The following is a 16,352-nucleotide window of genomic DNA, read 5'->3' as shown; positions in this document are numbered from 1 at the left end:
CTTCAGTACTGGGTGGATCCGAGATCGACCGCGATCTGCGCGGCCGTGATGGACCGGGCGTCGTCACCGGCCAGCCAGCACACGGTCGCGGCCACGTCCTCCACCTGCGCGATGCCCTCGGGCAGGAACGGCGTGGTCATATGCGCCAGTTGCGGATTCGACTCGTACCCGCGGGTCAGCGCGGCCACCATCTCGCCGGTGCCCATCGGGGTCGCGACCGCGCCGGGATGCACGCTGTTGACCCGGATCGAGTGCTTGCCCAGTTCGGCGGCCAGCGCCCGGGCCATGCCGGTGAGGGCGTGCTTGCTGGCCGTGTAGTGCACCATGAACGGTTGCATCTTGATGCCCGCGGCCGAGCTGATCAGGATGATCGAGCCGCCGCGGCCGCCGTCGATGATGTGCCGGGCGCCCGCGACCACGGTGTTCCAGGTCCCGGTCACGTTGATGTCCATGACATCCCGGAACGAGTCGGGGGTAATGGCGTCCCAGGGCTCGGGGACGCAGATGCCGGCGTTGGCCACGATTGTGTCGAGTCGGCCCAGCGTCGCGACGCCGTCGTCCACCACCTTGCGCAGGCCGTCCAGGTCGCGGGTGTCGACGGCGGCGGCGAGGATGCGGCGGCCGGTCTGCTCGACCAGCCGCACCGTCTCGGCGAGGTCGTCGGGTGTCGCGGAATCGTAGGGCACCGACGGGGGCAGCGGCCCCGCCACGTCGATGGCGATGATGTCGGCGCCCTCGCTCGCCAGGCGCACGGCGTGCGCCCGCCCCTGCCCTCGCGCCGCGCCGGTGATGAATGCGACTTTGCCGGTGAGTCGGCCGCTCACGTGCCCCTCCTCGTATCGCCGTGCGCCGGAGCCGAGTCCCGCGCCCGTGGCCGGGCCGATGGGAGGCACTGTCGTACGGTATATCGTAAGCACAACGGTAGTTGTCTGTGAGTCACTCTATGGCCGCCGCGCCCCGCGCGCAAGAGCACTGTCTCGCATGCGCCGCCCGCCCGGTCCTCAAGGCGGACAACGTTATCGGGCACGGAGGAGTGGGCGCGCCGGCCGGGCGGCGGCTCACCTACCTCGGCGAGGGCGCCAACTCGCCCTGAGTTGTGAGTGGTCGGCATGGCCCACCCGGTATGAGCGAGGAAAGCGGGGACGCGCGGAACTGCCGCTGCGAGGCTCCGTCCGCCGACCGTTAAGGTGGGCATTCGTGGACACGACTTCGCTGACCGGCAAGGAACTCGCCGCCGCACTCAACGCCGACACCAAGCAGCGCGCCGCCGCGCTCACCGAGCGCGGGAGTGCGCCGCGGCTGGTGCTGGTGGTGGCCAACGACGATCCGGCCAGCGGCTGGTATGTGGGGTCCCTGCGGCGCGCCGCGGATCGCCTCGGAATCGCCTGCGACACCGTCGATCTCGGCGCCGACGCCACCGAGGACGCGATCCGGGCCGAACTGACGAAGCTGAGCGGCGATCCCGCCGTCGACGCGGTCATGCTGCAGACGCCCCTGCCCGCCGGGGTGGCCCTGGACGACGTCAGCTCCGCCATCGCCGCGGCCAAGGACGTCGACGGGGTGAGCCCGCTGTCGCTGGGCCTGCTCGCGGCCGGTCTGCCGACCTTCCCCCGGCCACGGCCGAGGCGGTCGTCGAACTGGCCAAGCACCACGAGATTCCGCTCGCCGGCCGGCACGTCGCGGTCGTGGGCCGCTCGAACGTGGTCGGTAAACCGCTGGCGCAGTTGCTGCTGGCCGAGAACGCGACCGTGACCGTATGCCATTCGCGCACGGTGGACCTGCCGTCGATCACCTCCGCCGCGGACATCGTGGTCGCGGCCGTCGGCCACGCGGGTCTGATCACCGGCGAGCACGTGCGCGAGGGCGCGGTGGTGATCGACGTCGGCACCAACGAAGGCCCGGACGGCGGCATCGTGGGCGATGTGGACGCGGCGTCGGTGCGGGGCCGAGCCGGTGCGCTGAGCCCGGTGCCGGGTGGTGTCGGGCCGGTGACCACGGCCGTGCTCATGCGGCACGTGGTGCGGGCGGCGGAGTCCGGGCGCGCGGAGTAGTCCGCGCGGCGCGGTCGGAAGGGCGGTATCCTCCGGTGGAATGAGGGCGAAAGTCCTTGCGCGCCGGTGTGATCCGAGGGGGAGCCGATGACCTTGCAGCAGTCTCGTCGCGGGTGGTTGCGCCGCGCGGCGCTCGTCACCGTGGTGATCGTGCTCGCGGTCGCCGGCGGCGTGGCGGGGGCCTCGCTCGGCGGTACGACGGCGGGCCGCGCGCAGCCGGTCGGGGCGGGCCACGACATCGACGGTGACAATTTCGACTGGGATCCGTGCGGTTACCTGAGCGCCGAGATGTACGGCGACCTGGCCGAGCGCGACAAGACCGGCCGGCCGCGCATCCAGATCAAGCCGCACAACTTCGACACCTGCGAGGCGTCGATCGACCTGCCCGACAGCCCGCGGCTGCTGACCGTGGTGGTGACCAAGCTTCAGCGCGGCACGGGCAACGATTTCGAACGCGACGACGAATACACCGTGCGCGCCGAGGGCGACTGGAAGGTGGCCGTGCAGCGCGCGCCGCAGCGCGGTGAGTGCGCGCGTGTGGTGTATTCGGCGGACACCTCGTTCTCGATCCGATCCCACGCCGACCGCCCCGCCGGCGACCGCGTCGACCCGTGCGCCGCCGCCGAGCGCGCTACCCGGTCGCTGCTGACCGTGCTGCACACCGGAGTCGTCGGCACACTGGATTTCCCGCCGCAATCGCAAGGCCACGGCGACCTGTGCGGCGCACTGACCGAGGCCGACGTCACCGCCGCCGTCGAGTTCCCCGGCGGGCGGTCACAGCGGCCGGGCCGCCGGGCGGCACACGAATGCGCGTGGCGATCCACCGCCGAGGACGGCCGGACCGCCGAGGTCCTGTTGCTGACCCATCTCGACGTGTCGCCACCGCGCGCGCTGGGCCCCACCTATACGCGCACGACGATCGCGGGCCGCGACACCCTCATACACCGGGTCACGACCGTAGGGACGTCCTGCGTCGCCGTGCTGGAGGGCTGGACCTGGCCGTCGTGGCCCGGCAACCAGCTGTTCCAACTGGACTATCCGGCGCCGAAAGCGTTGGTGGAGAACACTACTCTGCTGGTGCGCCCCGCGAACGGGAACATCGATGACGCCTGCCGCGCGGCCGAGGCGCTGGCCGCGAAGGCCTGGCCTCGGATGCCGTGACCCGGGCGGGCCAGGGCATCCGGCGGCCGGTCGATTACCAGTGCACCGTCACCGGGTCGCCCACGGCGACAGTGTTGTAGTACCACTGGGCGTCGTCGGGCGGCAGGTTGATGCAGCCGTGGCTGACATTGGAATTACCCTGCGAGTCCACCGACCACGGCGCCGAGTGGACGAAGACGCCGCCCCAGGTCAGCCGCTCCGCGAACTCACCTTTGAGCAGATAGCCGTCCGGATCGCTGAGCGGGATCCCGATGGTGCGGGAGTCGAAGGTGATACTCCGGAACTTCTCCATCACCGGGAACGTGCCGACGGGTGTCTCGTGACCGGGCTTGCCCATCGACGCGGGCATCACCCGCGGCGGTTGACCGGGCACGTACACGGTGAAGGTGTGCGCGGACATGTCGGCGTCGGCGGTGGTGCCGCCGCCGGTACGGAAGTCCGTGCGGGCGTTGCCGACGGTGACCGTCAGCGGAGTGTTAGCGGGCAGGAATCCGGCGGGATGCCAGACCAGCTCGCTGTCACCGTTCCATGTGAACGAGCCGTCCAGGCTGTCGACCCGAACCGCGTGCTCGGCGCGTGCTCGATCGGCGACCGGTGCGGCGAAACGCACGGTGACCGGATGCGCGATGCCGACGACCGCGCCGTCGGCCGGTGTAATGGATTGCACGGGTGTGAGCTGCGGTGCCACCCTCACCGCCGCCGCCGTACCGGATGTGATCGCGGCGAGCGCCGCGATCGTGATCGCCAGGAACAGATGCCTGATCATGTTCCGCATGGCTCCACCCCCTCAGGTGGTGTGGTTATGAGACGTTCATCCTAGATCTCCATGATCATGTTTGCCTCCGGAAGGTGTTCGGTTCGTAATCAAAACGCGGCCTGTCGCAACATGTCTCGCAGCGGACCGGATGTTATGGGCGTACCCGTTGTCCGGCTCGGTAACCGGACATAACAGACGGTTGCGCGGCGTGCGGCCGACCCGCTCCGTAGCATCGGGGATCGTGCTGCGAGGCGAGGCGGAGGCCGCAAGTGAGGGAACGGCGGAGGGGCCGCGGCCGCCGCGGCGGTGGTGGACGCCGGTGCGTGGCCTGTTGTTGTCCGTCGCGGTCCTGCTGGGTCTCTACACGCTGCTCGCACAGCTGTTCGCCCTGCTGCCGGTGCCGTGGACGCGCCCGCTACTGCGGGCGGGGTTCGCGCAGGTCTTCGTGCTGGGTCTGGGCTGGTTCCGCGACTGGCTCGGGTCGTGGAACGTCGTGCTCGCCGGCGCCGCGGTGCTCGCCGCGCTGCTGGCCGTCCGGCTGCGGGGGACGTGGCCGTCGGGGACGATCACCGCGATGACGGCCGTGGGAATGGTGATGTGCCTGGTCACTGCCGTCGGGCTGGCGTTGTCGGCGCACGCGGCGACCGGCAGATGGGTGCTTTTCGCGCCGATTCCGCTGGTTACGGCCGGAAAGTCGCCGAACGAGACGGTTACTTACGCGACTATCGACGGTGCGGCGTTGCGGGCGGATCTGTATTTGCCCGCCGGGCGGGCGGATCCGGCGCCGCTGGTGGTGAGCATTCACGGCGGGGGATTCGTGGGTGGTAGCAGGGGGCCGAGTCCCTATAATTACTGGCTCGCCGAGCAGGGGTACGCGGTTCTCGATGTGGATTACCGGCTGTCGGACGTGGATCATCCGCGCTGGGATACCGAGGATGCCGATGTCGGTTGCGCGTTGACCTGGGCGGTGGGGCATGCCCGGAAATACCGGTGGGATCCGGATCGGGTTGCGACGTTCGGGGGGTCGGCGGGGGGCAATCTTGCTGTCAATGTGGCGTTCAAGGCTAATGCGGGGCGGTTGCGGCCTAGTTGTGGGACTGCTGGGGAGGTGCCGAAGGTGCGGGCGGTGGTTGCTGTGTATCCGGCGGTGGATTTGAGTGGGTCTGCGGGGGATACCGCTCAGGGGGAATCGCTTTCTCGGCGGTATTTGGGTGGGCCTGTGGGGACGTATCCGGAGCGGTATGCTGCGACCGACTCCGGGGCGCAGATTACGCCGGGTGGTCCGCCTACTCTGCTGTTTCAGGGGCGGGGGGATCATCTTGTGTTCGCTTCGCGGACAAGGGGATTCGCGGATGAGTTGAGGGGGGCGGGGGTTGCGCATCGGTATGTTGAGCTGCCGTATCTTGACCATGGGTTTGATGCGGAGGTTCTCAATACCGGGGCTTTGGTTGGGCGTGTGATTGCGCTTGAATGGCTGGACCGCTATGTGAGGGGCTGAATTTTTGGGCTGTGTTTTTGGCCTCCGCTTCGCTCCGGCGGGTTTTCGGCGCCCTTGGTCTCGGTTTTCGGGTGCCGCTGCTGGCTCCTTCGTCGCTTCGCAGCGGCACCCGAAAACCGAGACGCGCCGAAAACCGTTGTTGTTGCGTGGGGAGGGATGGGTTAGCACCCCTGGTCGGCGGTCGGCGGTCGGCGGTCGGCGGTCGGCGGTCGGCGGTCGGCGGTCGGCGGTCAGCGATCAGCGGTCAGCGATCAGCCGTCAGTGGTCGGCGGTCAGCCGTCTGTGGTCAGCCGTCAGTGGTCGGCGGTCAGCCGTCATCAGCCGTCAGCGGGTTATGGCGGCGATGACGTCGGCGTGTAGGGCGTCGGCTCGGGCGATTAGTTCTTCGATGGTGCGTAGGGCGGGGGCGAACTCGGCGCCGTGGTTTTCTTGGAGGGAAGCCACGTTGATGGCGATGTTCAGTTGGGAGGTGGTGGCGGCGGCTCGGGCTGCTGCTGCGGCGGCGCCTATGTCGGTCACCACGTTGGGGTTGCCGATGGGGAGTAGATCGGTTGCGAGGGAGAGGATTTCGTCTGCTTCGGTGACTACGGCGGCGGGTACTCGGGCGGCCTGTAGCAGTGCGGCTGTGATCGCCTCGGTGCGGGCGGCGGTCTCGGTGTCGGTCGTCTTGGGCAGTTTGTAGGCCGCGCCGACTGCGGTGAATGCGGCTGCGTCGGCCTCGGCCAGGGCCAGTGCGCGGTCGCGGGCCGCGTCGGCGGCGGCGATGATGCGGTCGACGACGGGACGGTTGTCGGCGTCCTTGGCTCGGGTGGTGTAGCGCGCGACCATGGCCACCAGGGCGGCCCCTTGCGCGGCGTGCAGGGCGGCCACCGCGCCGCCGCCGGGCGCGGGGATCTTGGCCGCCAGATCCTCGAGATACCGCCCGATCGCCGCCTCCCCGAACGTCGTGGACTGCGGCGACGACGTGGTGTCCTGAGACATGCTGCGGGGCCTCCCGTTTCGAAGATCGGCATGCGGTTCGCCGACCACCGTACCGGGCGCGGCGGGTCCGGCCGACGCGAGCCCGGTGCGGGGGCGCGTCCGCCGCCATGACGGGCGGCCCGCGAGTGGTGCGGGGAGACTGGGTAGGTTCGGATCCATGCGTATCGGACTGGGCATCAACTATGCGGGCGGCTTCAAAGAGGTGGCGGCGGAGGTCGCCGATCTGGAGCGGGCGGGCCTCGACATCGCCTTCGTGCCCGAGGCGTACTCCTACGACGCCGTCAGCGGGCTGGGCTACCTCGCCGCCAAGACCGACCGCGTGCAGCTGGCGTCCGGCATCCTGCAGCTCTACACCCGCACCCCCACGCTGACCGCCATGACCGCCGCCGGACTGGACTACGTGTCCGACGGCCGCTACATCCTCGGCCTGGGCGCGTCCGGCCCGCAGGTGATCGAGGGCTTCCACGGCGTGCCCTACGACGCGCCGATCGGCCGCACCCGCGAGGTCGTCGAGATCTGCCGCCGGGTGTGGCGGCGCGAGCGCCTGGAATTCGAGGGCAAGTACTACACGATCCCGCTGCCCGCCGATCGGGGCACCGGACTCGGCAAGCCGCTCAAGCTGATCAATCACCCTGTGCGGGACCGGATTCCGGTGCTGCTGGCCGCGCTCGGCCCGAAGAACGTGGAACTCGCGGCCGAGATCGCCGAGGGCTGGCAGCCGATCTTCTTCCTGCCGGAGAAGGCACACGACGTCTGGGGTGACGCGCTGGCGGCCGGGAAGGCCAAGCGCGACCCGGCGCTGGGCGAGCTGGACGTGTACGCCGGCCCCGCCCTGGCCATCGGCGACAATGTCGAGGGCCTGCGCGAGTTCGTCAAGCCGCACCTGGCGCTGTACATCGGCGGCATGGGCGCCAAGGGCAAGAACTTCTACCACGCCCTCGCCACCAAGTACGGCTACGGCGCCGAGGCCGACCGCATCCAGGAGCTGTACCTGGCCGGTGAGAAGGACGCGGCGGCCGCGACGGTGCCCGACGAACTGGTCCGCGACATCTCCCTGATCGGTCCCGCCGGATTCGTCAAGGAACGCGTCGCGGCCTTCCGCGAGGCCGGTGTCACGGTGCTGAACGTGGTCCCGCTGGCGGGCACCCCCGCCGAGCGGGTCAAGCTGATCGAGCAGCTGCGCGAACTGGTCTGAGCCGCCGCGGGCCGGGCGGTGCGGGGCGTCAGCCTTCGCGCAGCCCGGCCAGGGCTTGGTCCAGGGTCGGATGCATTGCGAAGACCTGGTCCAGGTTGGTCATCTTGAGCTGGCGTCCCGTGGCGGGACCGTCGGCGACCACCGCGATGCGGGTCGCTTGCCCGGCTCGCTGGTGCGCGCCGACGAGCGCCGCCATGCCGGCGGAGGCCAGGAACGTCACCTGCAGCAGGTCGATGATCAAGGCCGCCGGGCTGCCGCTCAGCGCCGCCTCGATCGCGTTCTCCAGCGCGGGTGCGGTCGCCAGGTCGACCTCACCGGCCACCGTGAGGACGGTCGCTTCGTCGTGCACCGAGACCGAGGTGGTCATCGCGTCGGCGAGGGGATACGCGTCTCCGGAAGTGTTGGTCACATCAAGACAATCTGCCATGAACCCGCTCTCCGCGCTGCATCGTTGTCGTATTGGCCGGTGTTTCGTAGTTTTGCCCGCCGCGAAAACCGCAGGTGTACGGGTGTTCCGGACGTTGCGGAGCGGTCGCTGGCGGGAATGCGCCCCGTGTCACCTTCGCGCATCAGATCCGGCTGGCGGCCGAGAAGGTGACCGCGGGTAGCGTCACGACCATCCGCACCGAGGTACCCGCCCCGGTGTTGTCGATGACGAGTTCGTCGGTCAGCGCGCGCATCATGGCGATGCCGCGCCCGCGCGGGCCCGGATCCTCCGGCAGCGGCCGCCAGACGCCGGTATCGGTGACCTCAATGGTGACCTGATTGATCGCGCAGTCGGCGGTGAGCACCATGCGGCCCGGCGCACCGCCCAGATAGGCATGCTCGATGCTGTTGCTGCACGCCTCGTTGGCGGCGGCGACGAGATCGGCGGCCAGTTCCTGCGGGACCGCGGCCGCGCTCAGCCACGCCGCCAGTTCGCGGCGCACAGCGGCCAGCCGCCCCGCCTCGGCCGGCACGTCCACCCGCAGCGGCCGCGGCGGCTGCCGGTAGACCACCATGGCGACGTCGTCGTCGTAACCGCCGGCCGGGCGCAGCCGCGACAGCACCGCGTCGGCGACCTCGCGGGGCGGGTCGTCCGCGGCGCCGGACAATTCGTCGGCGAGTTCGTCGAAACGCATATTGATGTCGACGCCGCGCTGTTCGACGAGCCCGTCGGTGAACAGCACGAGGGTAGATCCGGGGGCGAGCGGCGTGGTGGCCTCCGGGCGCTGGGGCGGATCGAACGTGGCCAGCGGCACCGCGCGCCCGCCCTCGAGTAGTCGGCCCTTGCCGCCCGGATCGGCCAGCACCGGGGGCATGTGCCCGGCGCTGGAATAGCGGATCAGGCCACGCTCGGGATCGAGGATGGCCGCGCACACCGTCGTGCACATCGCGCCGGGGATGCTGGCGGCGACGGTGTCGAGTTCGCCGAGCAGCTGTGCCGGACCCGCGCCGCGCAGCAGCAGAGCCCGTGCGGCCGTGCGCAATTGACCCATCACCACCGCGGCCGACAGCCCACGCCCGACGCAGTCGCCGACGACGAGGCCGATGGTGCCGTTGCGCAGCGGCACCACGTCGTACCAGTCGCCGCCGATCTCCAACGGCGGCAGCGCCGGTTCGTAGTGCACCGAGAACCGCGGCGGCAGCTCGATCGGGCCGAGCATCGCGCGCTGCAGCGTGAGCGAGGTGGAGCGGGCCTGGTCGAAGTTCCGGGCGCGCTGCACGGCCAGGCTCAGATGCCCGACCAGCAGCGAGAACAGGGCCCAGTCACCGGAGCTGATGGCCCGCGGCGCGGCGAAGCGCAACCACAGCGCGGCATCGCCGGTCTCGCCCAGCGGGGCCACGATGCCCTCCGAGGTCGAGGCGCCCTCCGGGATCGCGAACATCGTCCGGCCCGGACGCATCCGGGCGCGGTCCAGCAGGGCCCTGGCCCGGGCGTCGAGCACCTGGCGGGAGACCGCCGCCTCGGATTCCGTTGTGGCGGCGGATTTTTCGCTGCCTTCCGGCTCGGCATCGCCGGTGCTCGCCACCGGCCCGGACACATACAGTTCGGGTCCGGTCTGGCGGTTCGGCCACACCGAGACCACCGCCGTCTCGGCGCCGATCGCGCGCCGCAGTTCCTCGAGCCCGACGGTCAGCACCTCGACGACGCTGGTGCCGCCCGCCACGGCGGTGGCCAGTCGCGACACCGCTTGATCGCGGGCCTGCGCGTCGTGTTCGGCGGTGACATCGCGGACCGTGCCGACGAAGATGCGCTCGTCGTCCTCCGGTTTCACCAGCGACGAGGTGCTCACCGCCAGCCACAGCCGCCGGCCGTCGCGGTGGCACACCGGCATCACGAACCGGGCGGCCTCGGTGCCCAGATCCGGATACTTCCCGCCGTCGTCGGCCGCCCACGGGTGCGGCAGCGGATAGGGCGCGCCGTCGGGTCCGTAGCCGGTGATGGCGCCGAAGGCGGAATTGACCTCGGTCAGGGTGCCGCGCGAATCGGCGACGAAGAAGCCGTCCTGCAGCGATTCGACCAGCGCCGTACGGAACGCGTCGCGTCCCTCCAGATCCTCGGTGCGCAGGCGCTGCAATTCGTAGCTGCGGTTGATGTCGAGGAAGCCGCGGGTCGCCACGTCCAGCGCGGCGAGGGTCTGCAGCAGGAATTCCAGTGCGGCCTCGGCGCGAGTGCCCGTCTCGGTGCCCTTGGCGGTGTCGACCAGACCGGCGCGGTCGAGCAGCCGGAAGTGATGTTCGGTGAGGTCGAGGATGCTCACGCCCTCGACCAGGGCGCGGCGGCCCAGCTCGTACCCCTCGGCGAGGGTGTTCTGGGTGGGCGAATCCAGGTGCAGCCGAAGGGCATTCGCGTAGGCGTCCCGAAATGCCGCGAGTACGGCGCTCACGGCGCCGGGTCCGTGTGCCCGCGGTGCCGGGCCGCCAGCACCAGCGCGTCGTCGGTGTCCTTGGCGTGGCGGCCGAGGATGTCGGCGGTGATGTCGGCGGTGGATTTGGCCAGATCGATGGCGTCGACGAAGTCGTCGACGATGCCGTCGGTGGACATCAGCAGCAGGTCGCCGGGGCGCACCGCGACGGTCTGGGTCTGCAGGTTGGGGGGCAGTAGATAGCCGACGATGCCGCCGGTCAGCAGGGCGGTCGCGCGCAGGGCTGGTTTCCCGGGCCCGGCGGTCACCACCCGCGACTCCACATTGCCGACGCCGAGCCAGTGCAGCCGGTCCTCGGAACTGAACAGCGCCAGGGACACCGCGGCCCCGCGGGTGTCGGCCATGGCGCGATGGCACAGCACCATCAGCACGTCGAGCGGTTCGGCACGATTTTCCGACAGCACCTGCCCGGCCCGGTCGGCGGCCTCGCCGGCCGCGGCGCCGTGGCCCAGCCCGTCGAGCACCGCGAACAGCACCGCGCCGCCCCCGGCGTCCAGCACGACCGATCGATCCCCCGACACCTTCTGCCCGGGTAGGGCACGACCCGCGACCGCCCACTCGACCGCGCCGATGTAGCCGTCCTCATACACCGGTGGGTACCCACTTCCACATCTCCACCAGCGTCCCCTGCCCGGGCGCGGACTCCACCAGCAGCCGGTCCATCAGCCGCTTGGCGCCCGGCAGGCCGAGACCCAGACCCCGCCCGGTGGAATAGCCGTCCTCCAGGGCGCGGGCGATATCGGGAATGCCGGGCCCCTGGTCCTGGGCCTGCACGACGAGCGCGCGGCGGCCCTCCCGCTCTTCCACGGTCACGCGGATCTCACCGGTGCCCGCATAGCTGGTGATATTGCGGGCCACCTCCGAGATGGCCGTGGAGATCATGGTGATGTCGGTCAGTGTGAAGCCCAGCTTGGCAGCCAGCTCACGCCCGGCCTGACGTGCGGTCACGATGTCGTTGGACATCTTGACCGCGATCACCACGTTGTCAGCGGTCACGGTCACGAACCATCTCGCTGGAAGGTGGCGAACTTTCTGTTGAGCCAGGCCAGCCCTTCCTCGAGGTCGAGCGCGGTATGCATGTCTTCGAACGTGAGGCCCAGTTGCACCATGGCGAACGCGACCTCCGGCTGCAGGCCGACGATCACCGTCTGGGCGCCGCGCAGTTTGGTCATGTGCACGATGGTGCGCAACGAGCGGGCGGCGAAGGAGTCCATCACATCGATCGCGGTGACGTCGACGATGATGCCTTTCGCGCGGTATTTGCTGACGTACTTCATCAAGTCGTCCTGCAGCCGCTCGGTATCGGCATCGGTCAGTGCCGACTGCACGGACGCGATGAGGTAGGTGCCCTGTTTCAGAATGGGTACCGGCATGGGGGCGCCCCGCGTCAGCGTCCGTGTCGATCGGTCACACGGGAGACTTCGTAGCCGAGCAGCCGCTCCGCCTCCTCGATGCCGCCCTGCAGGTCGCCGACCGCCTTTATCTTCGAGAGGTCGAGGCCTATGGTCACCAGGACCAGGGCGATCTCCGAGGACAGGCCGGTGATGATCACGCTGGCGCCCATCAGGCCCGACGCGTCGACCGTCTGCACCAGGTGATTGGCGACCGTGGAGTCGATCGAGGGCACACCGGTGATGTCGATGACGACCAGCTTCGCGCGGTTGGCGCGAATGGCCCGCAGCAGCTGCTCGGTGAGCTGCCGCGCCCGCTGGCTGTCCAGCACGCCGATGATCGGCAGAATGAGCAGCTGTTCGCGCACCTGAAGGACCGGCGTGGATAGCTCGCGGATAGCCTCCTGCTGCTGCCGGATAACGCGCTCGCGCTCCTGCACGAAGGACACGGCCACCGTGTTGGCGATGCGGTTGGCGGCCGGCTCGTACGCGTCGAGCACGCGTTTGAGCAGGTCGAAATTGGATTGGTACTTCTCGAACAGGCTGCGCGCCAGCACATCTCGCAGCAGGAGCACGATGCCGATGACCTCGTCGGTCTCGACGCCACGGGGAATGATGCGCTCGGACAGGTCGCGGGCGTAAGCCTGCAGCGCCTCGACGCTACCGGTTTCCAACACCTCGACGTAGTTGTCGTAGACCGAGGTCGCCTCGGAGAAGATCTCCTCCGGCGTCATGGCGGTCAGCAGCTGGGCATCCGTAATGCGGCGCGCCCATTCCTCGCGGAGCTCTGTGCGGTTCTGACGCAGGTGTTCGACCAACTCCGGGAGGAGGTTGTCGACCTGGCCGGTCGGCCGGGTATCCGGCGACAGACCGATGGACACGTCGGACATTGGAAACTCCTGCCCCTTTCGAAGGGTAGGTGGCTACTCGTCAGGTGGCTCGCACGGCTGCAATCCAGCATGCCACTACGAGCCTAGTCTTACCCGATACCCGCTGGGACACAAAACAAACATCCCCGTCAGGGGACGTTTCAGCCCTCCGGCGGGGCAGGGGCGGCGGCGTGCGGGGCCTCACCGGGTCTTCGGTGATGGGCCAGCAGGGTGTCGTAGATGTCCGCGAGGGCGGTGAGCTGGTCACGGTCGAGCACGTCGATCATGTTCCTGCGCACGCTGGCGACATGTGCGGGAGCGGCGGTATCGAGCACCTCGGCGCCCTTACCGGTCAGCACGGCCGCGGTGCGGCGGGCGTCGTCGGGGATGGACTCGCGGGCCACCAGGCCGCGCTTCTCCATCCGGGTGATCTGATGCGACAGCCGGCTCTGCGACCACTCCAGCACGGCGGCCAGTTCGGCGAAGCTGCGCCGGTGGTCGGGGGCGTCGGCCAGCCGGGCCAGCACCGTGTACTCGACGTAGGTGAGATTCGAGGCGCGCAGCGAATCGCGCCCGACCGCCGCGGCGATGAGATCGCGCGTGAACACGAAACCGAGCCACGCGCGTTTCTCGAGATCGTCGAGCCAACGGGGTTCGGTCACGATTCCTCTCCAGGTCCCTGATACGTCATGCTATTGCCTCCGCTGCCTCGGCCACCACTCCTGACGACAGGTACACCCCGACTGTTGAAGGTGCAACCTTTGTGACTGCTGATGAAGATTAGGGTTGCCTGAGATCGGGCCGTCATCGGGTGCTGGCTAGAGTCGAAGCGCTTGGATTCACCCGGCTGCCCGTGCGCCCTGCGCCGCAGCCCCTCGTCGAGGAGTGTGCGAAACGTGTCCGCGCCTGACTTCCTGTATTCGGATCTGCTGCCGACCGGTGCCGACGAGACGCCGTACCGGCTGCTGACCACGGAGGGTGTGCACACGTTCGAGGCGGGCGGGCGGACCTTCCTGCAGGTCGATCCCGACGTGCTGCGCATGCTCACCGCCGAGGCCATGCACGACATCAGCCATTACCTGCGCCCGGCGCACCTGGCACAGCTGCGCCGGATCATCGACGATCCGGAGTCCTCCGGCAACGACCGCTTCGTGGCGCTGGACCTGCTGAAGAACGTCAACATCTCCGCCGGCGGCATCCTGCCGATGTGCCAGGACACCGGCACGGCGATCGTGATGGGCAAGAAGTCCGAGGGCGTGCTCACCGGCGCCGACGACGCGGAGTGGATCAGCCGCGGCGTGTACGACGCGTACACGAAACTGAATCTGCGGTACTCACAGCTGGCGCCGCTGACCATGTGGGACGAGAAGAACACCGGCTCGAACCTGCCCGCGCAGGTCGAATTGTATTCGGCGGCGGGCGATCCCGCGCATCCGGCGTACAAGTTCCTGTTCATGGCCAAGGGCGGCGGCTCGGCGAACAAGTCGTTCCTGTACCAGGAGACCAAGGCCATCCTGAACCCCGAGCGGATGCTGGAGTTCCTGGACGAGAAGATCCGCTCGCTCGGCACCGCGGCCTGCCCGCCCTATCACCTGGCGGTCGTGATCGGCGGCACCAGTGCGGAATTCGCGCTCAAGACCGCGAAATACGCCTCGGCGCACTACCTCGACAACCTGCCGACCGAGGGATCGATGGCCGCGCACGGCTTCCGGGATCTGGCGCTGGAGGAGGAGGTCTTCAAGCTGACCCAGTCCTTCGGTATCGGCGCGCAGTTCGGCGGCAAGTACTTCTGCCACGACGTGCGGGTGATCCGATTGCCGCGGCACGGCGCCAGCTGTCCGGTGGCGATCGCGGTGTCCTGCTCGGCCGACCGGCAGGCGCTGGCCAAGATCACCCCCGAGGGCGTGTTCCTCGAACAGCTGGAACGCGAACCGGCGCAATACCTTCCGGAGCAGACCGAGGCCATCCTCGGCGGCGACGTGGTGCAGGTCGACCTGAACCGCCCGATGTCGGAGATCCGCGCCGAGCTGTCGAAGTACCCGGTGAAGACCCGGCTGTCGCTGACCGGGCCGCTGGTGGTGGCCCGCGACATCGCGCACGCCAAGATCAAGGAGCGCCTGGACGCGGGCGAGCCGATGCCGGAGTACCTGCGCGAGATGGCCGTCTATTACGCCGGTCCGGCCAAGACGCCCGACGGTTACGCGTCCGGTTCGTTCGGGCCGACGACGGCCGGGCGGATGGATTCCTATGTCGACCAGTTCCAGGCGGCGGGCGGCTCGTTCGTCATGCTGGCCAAGGGCAATCGCTCGGCCCAGGTGACCAGGGCGTGCAAGGAGCACGGCGGGTTCTACCTCGGCTCGATCGGCGGCCCGGCGGCCCGGCTGGCGCTGGACTGCATCAAGAATGTCGAGGTCCTCGAATATCCCGAACTCGGCATGGAAGCCGTGTGGAAGATCGAGGTCGAGGATTTCCCGGCGTTCATCGTGGTCGACGACAAGGGCAACGACTTCTTCGCCGAGACGCAGAAACCGATCGCGCTGCGGGTGCGCACCCGGTCCAAGGAACGGGTCTGAGCGCCGCTCACGTCGTGCGAGTGCGCACCGCCGTCGCGTAGTTGTCGCGGGCGCCGGAATCGGTTCTCGTCGGTGCGCGGGTCGTGAGCGCCACGAGCGCGGTCGCGCCGAGCCCGGCCGCCAGCGACACCAGCACGTGCGCCGTCATCGGAAGTGCCATGACACCCTCCTCACCGTGGGGCCGACAGACCACCGACCGCCTGTAAAGGTAGCCGGTCGGTCGCGATTCCGGCTGCGGACACGCAGATTCGTATCGATACCCAGGTGATGGGCATGAAATGGCCGAATCGTCTGGTTTGCTGATGGGTAGCGATTTCGCCTGGATAGGATCTTTCGCATGCTGCGCGGAGTTGTGGGGTCGGTGTTGGTGATCGGGGTCGGGATTGTTGGCTGGGTAGCGCCCGCCGGGCAGGCCGCGCCCGTGTCCGTCGAATCCGCCGAGGGCACAGCGGGTCTCGATCCGGCCCTGGCCGCCGCGTACACCCTCGCCGAGCAGCAGGCGCACGCCGAAGGGGTGCCGCTGTCGATCACCTCCGGCTATCGCACGCCAGAGCAGCAGCAGGAGTTGTGGCAGGACGGCCTGGCGACCTATGGGAGCCCGGACGCGGCGCGGCGCTGGGTGCTGCCGCCCGAGGAATCCACCCACGTCCAGGGCCGGGCCGTCGATGTCGGACCCGAAGAAGGCGCCCGCTGGCTCGAGGCCAACGGTAACCGCTGGGGACTCTGCCGCACCTATGCCAACGAGTATTGGCACTTCGAGTTGGCGACCGTGCCGGGCGGTGTGTGCCCGCCCGCCATTCCCGACGCCAGCGAGCGCTGACTCGCCGGTTCGGCGGTTCCCGGCGCGAGTCGCGCCCAGTGTGGCAACTGTCCAGTTGAACGAGAGTTCTCGAAAGACACGCCGATTGTCCTGTGCATTACCGGTGTGGCGAACGCCAGGATCGGCAATCCTGGTGTGCTGGCGGGT

The 16,352-nt window shown here is 69.2% G+C and carries 16 protein-coding genes and 1 pseudogene; 6 read left to right on the top strand and 11 right to left on the bottom strand.

All coding sequences use genetic code 11. The annotated features are described in order from the left end of the window. Positions 1-2 precede the first annotated feature (2 nt). Complete coding sequence (locus tag ACFMRZ_RS06515) at positions 3-824, bottom strand: mycofactocin-coupled SDR family oxidoreductase (protein ID WP_400182787.1); 822 nt, start codon at positions 822-824, stop codon at positions 3-5. Between the two features lie 373 nt (positions 825-1,197). Between ACFMRZ_RS06515 and ACFMRZ_RS06510 the strand changes: the two are divergent. Further along, a pseudogene (locus tag ACFMRZ_RS06510) lies at positions 1,198-2,051 on the top strand (bifunctional 5,10-methylenetetrahydrofolate dehydrogenase/5,10-methenyltetrahydrofolate cyclohydrolase). A gap of 87 nt (positions 2,052-2,138) precedes the next feature. Beyond that, positions 2,139-3,212, top strand: a complete 1,074-nt coding sequence (locus ACFMRZ_RS06505; protein WP_400178314.1) for a hypothetical protein — start codon at positions 2,139-2,141, stop codon at positions 3,210-3,212. 34 nt (positions 3,213-3,246) lie between these two features. Here the strand turns inward: ACFMRZ_RS06505 and ACFMRZ_RS06500 are convergent, their stop codons facing one another. Further along, positions 3,247-3,987 carry a L,D-transpeptidase family protein gene (locus tag ACFMRZ_RS06500; RefSeq protein WP_400178312.1) on the bottom strand — a complete coding sequence of 247 codons (741 nt, stop codon included), beginning with the start codon at positions 3,985-3,987 and terminating at the stop codon, positions 3,247-3,249. Positions 3,988-4,288: 301 nt separating this feature from the next. Here ACFMRZ_RS06500 and ACFMRZ_RS06495 point away from each other — a divergent pair, with 301 nt between their 5' ends. Then, positions 4,289-5,467, top strand: coding sequence for an alpha/beta hydrolase fold domain-containing protein (locus tag ACFMRZ_RS06495; RefSeq protein ID WP_400178311.1), 1,179 nt, complete (start codon positions 4,289-4,291; stop codon positions 5,465-5,467). Positions 5,468-5,791: 324 nt separating this feature from the next. Here ACFMRZ_RS06495 and ACFMRZ_RS06490 read toward each other — a convergent pair whose 3' ends face one another. After that, positions 5,792-6,448, bottom strand: coding sequence for a cyclodeaminase/cyclohydrolase family protein (locus tag ACFMRZ_RS06490; RefSeq protein WP_400178310.1), 657 nt, complete (start codon positions 6,446-6,448; stop codon positions 5,792-5,794). A 157-nt stretch (positions 6,449-6,605) separates the two neighbouring features. On the opposite strand from ACFMRZ_RS06490, the gene ACFMRZ_RS06485 reads away from it, so the two are divergent. Next, the gene (locus tag ACFMRZ_RS06485) at positions 6,606-7,643 is read left to right on the top strand and encodes an LLM class F420-dependent oxidoreductase (RefSeq protein WP_400178309.1); all 1,038 of its coding nucleotides are present in this window, start codon (positions 6,606-6,608) and stop codon (positions 7,641-7,643) included. Between the two features lie 28 nt (positions 7,644-7,671). Here the strand turns inward: ACFMRZ_RS06485 and ACFMRZ_RS06480 are convergent, their stop codons facing one another. The 7 genes from ACFMRZ_RS06480 to ACFMRZ_RS06450 form a co-directional block, all read right to left on the bottom strand. Continuing rightward, complete coding sequence (locus ACFMRZ_RS06480) at positions 7,672-8,010, bottom strand: STAS domain-containing protein (RefSeq protein ID WP_280273492.1); 339 nt, start codon at positions 8,008-8,010, stop codon at positions 7,672-7,674. Positions 8,011-8,212: 202 nt separating this feature from the next. Then, positions 8,213-10,513 (bottom strand): SpoIIE family protein phosphatase, encoded by a 2,301-nt coding sequence (locus tag ACFMRZ_RS06475; protein ID WP_400178308.1) that lies wholly within the window; start codon positions 10,511-10,513, stop codon positions 8,213-8,215. Then, positions 10,510-11,142: a SpoIIE family protein phosphatase gene (locus tag ACFMRZ_RS06470; RefSeq protein ID WP_400178307.1), complete on the bottom strand. Its 633-nt coding sequence runs from the start codon at positions 11,140-11,142 to the stop codon at positions 10,510-10,512. Before ACFMRZ_RS06470 ends, ACFMRZ_RS06475 begins: the two co-directional genes overlap by 4 nt. Next, positions 11,135-11,515: an ATP-binding protein gene (locus ACFMRZ_RS06465; protein WP_280273491.1), complete on the bottom strand. Its 381-nt coding sequence runs from the start codon at positions 11,513-11,515 to the stop codon at positions 11,135-11,137. The genes ACFMRZ_RS06470 and ACFMRZ_RS06465 overlap by 8 nt, the downstream gene beginning before the upstream one ends. A gap of 35 nt (positions 11,516-11,550) precedes the next feature. Then, on the bottom strand, positions 11,551-11,925 hold the full coding sequence (locus tag ACFMRZ_RS06460; protein ID WP_187688501.1) for an STAS domain-containing protein: 375 nt from the start codon (positions 11,923-11,925) through the stop codon (positions 11,551-11,553). 14 nt (positions 11,926-11,939) lie between these two features. Beyond that, positions 11,940-12,833, bottom strand: coding sequence for an STAS domain-containing protein (locus ACFMRZ_RS06455; protein WP_280273487.1), 894 nt, complete (start codon positions 12,831-12,833; stop codon positions 11,940-11,942). Between the two features lie 140 nt (positions 12,834-12,973). Beyond that, the gene (locus ACFMRZ_RS06450; protein ID WP_400178306.1) at positions 12,974-13,474 is read right to left on the bottom strand and encodes a MarR family winged helix-turn-helix transcriptional regulator; all 501 of its coding nucleotides are present in this window, start codon (positions 13,472-13,474) and stop codon (positions 12,974-12,976) included. A 234-nt stretch (positions 13,475-13,708) separates the two neighbouring features. Between ACFMRZ_RS06450 and ACFMRZ_RS06445 the strand changes: the two genes are divergently transcribed. Continuing rightward, complete coding sequence (locus tag ACFMRZ_RS06445; protein WP_280370384.1) at positions 13,709-15,385, top strand: fumarate hydratase; 1,677 nt, start codon at positions 13,709-13,711, stop codon at positions 15,383-15,385. A 7-nt stretch (positions 15,386-15,392) separates the two neighbouring features. Here the strand turns inward: ACFMRZ_RS06445 and ACFMRZ_RS06440 are convergent, their stop codons facing one another. Beyond that, positions 15,393-15,545: a hypothetical protein gene (locus ACFMRZ_RS06440; RefSeq protein WP_400178305.1), complete on the bottom strand. Its 153-nt coding sequence runs from the start codon at positions 15,543-15,545 to the stop codon at positions 15,393-15,395. Positions 15,546-15,722: 177 nt separating this feature from the next. Here ACFMRZ_RS06440 and ACFMRZ_RS06435 point away from each other — a divergent pair, with 177 nt between their 5' ends. Beyond that, positions 15,723-16,205, top strand: a complete 483-nt coding sequence (locus tag ACFMRZ_RS06435) for a M15 family metallopeptidase (protein WP_400178304.1) — start codon at positions 15,723-15,725, stop codon at positions 16,203-16,205. Positions 16,206-16,352: the final 147 nt, after the last annotated feature.

This window comes from Nocardia sp. N2S4-5 (assembly GCF_044628355.1).
GTDB lineage: Bacteria > Actinomycetota > Actinomycetes > Mycobacteriales > Mycobacteriaceae > Nocardia > Nocardia wallacei_B.
Note: the sequence above shows the minus strand (reverse complement) of the source record. Positions and strands in the feature narration are given on the sequence as shown.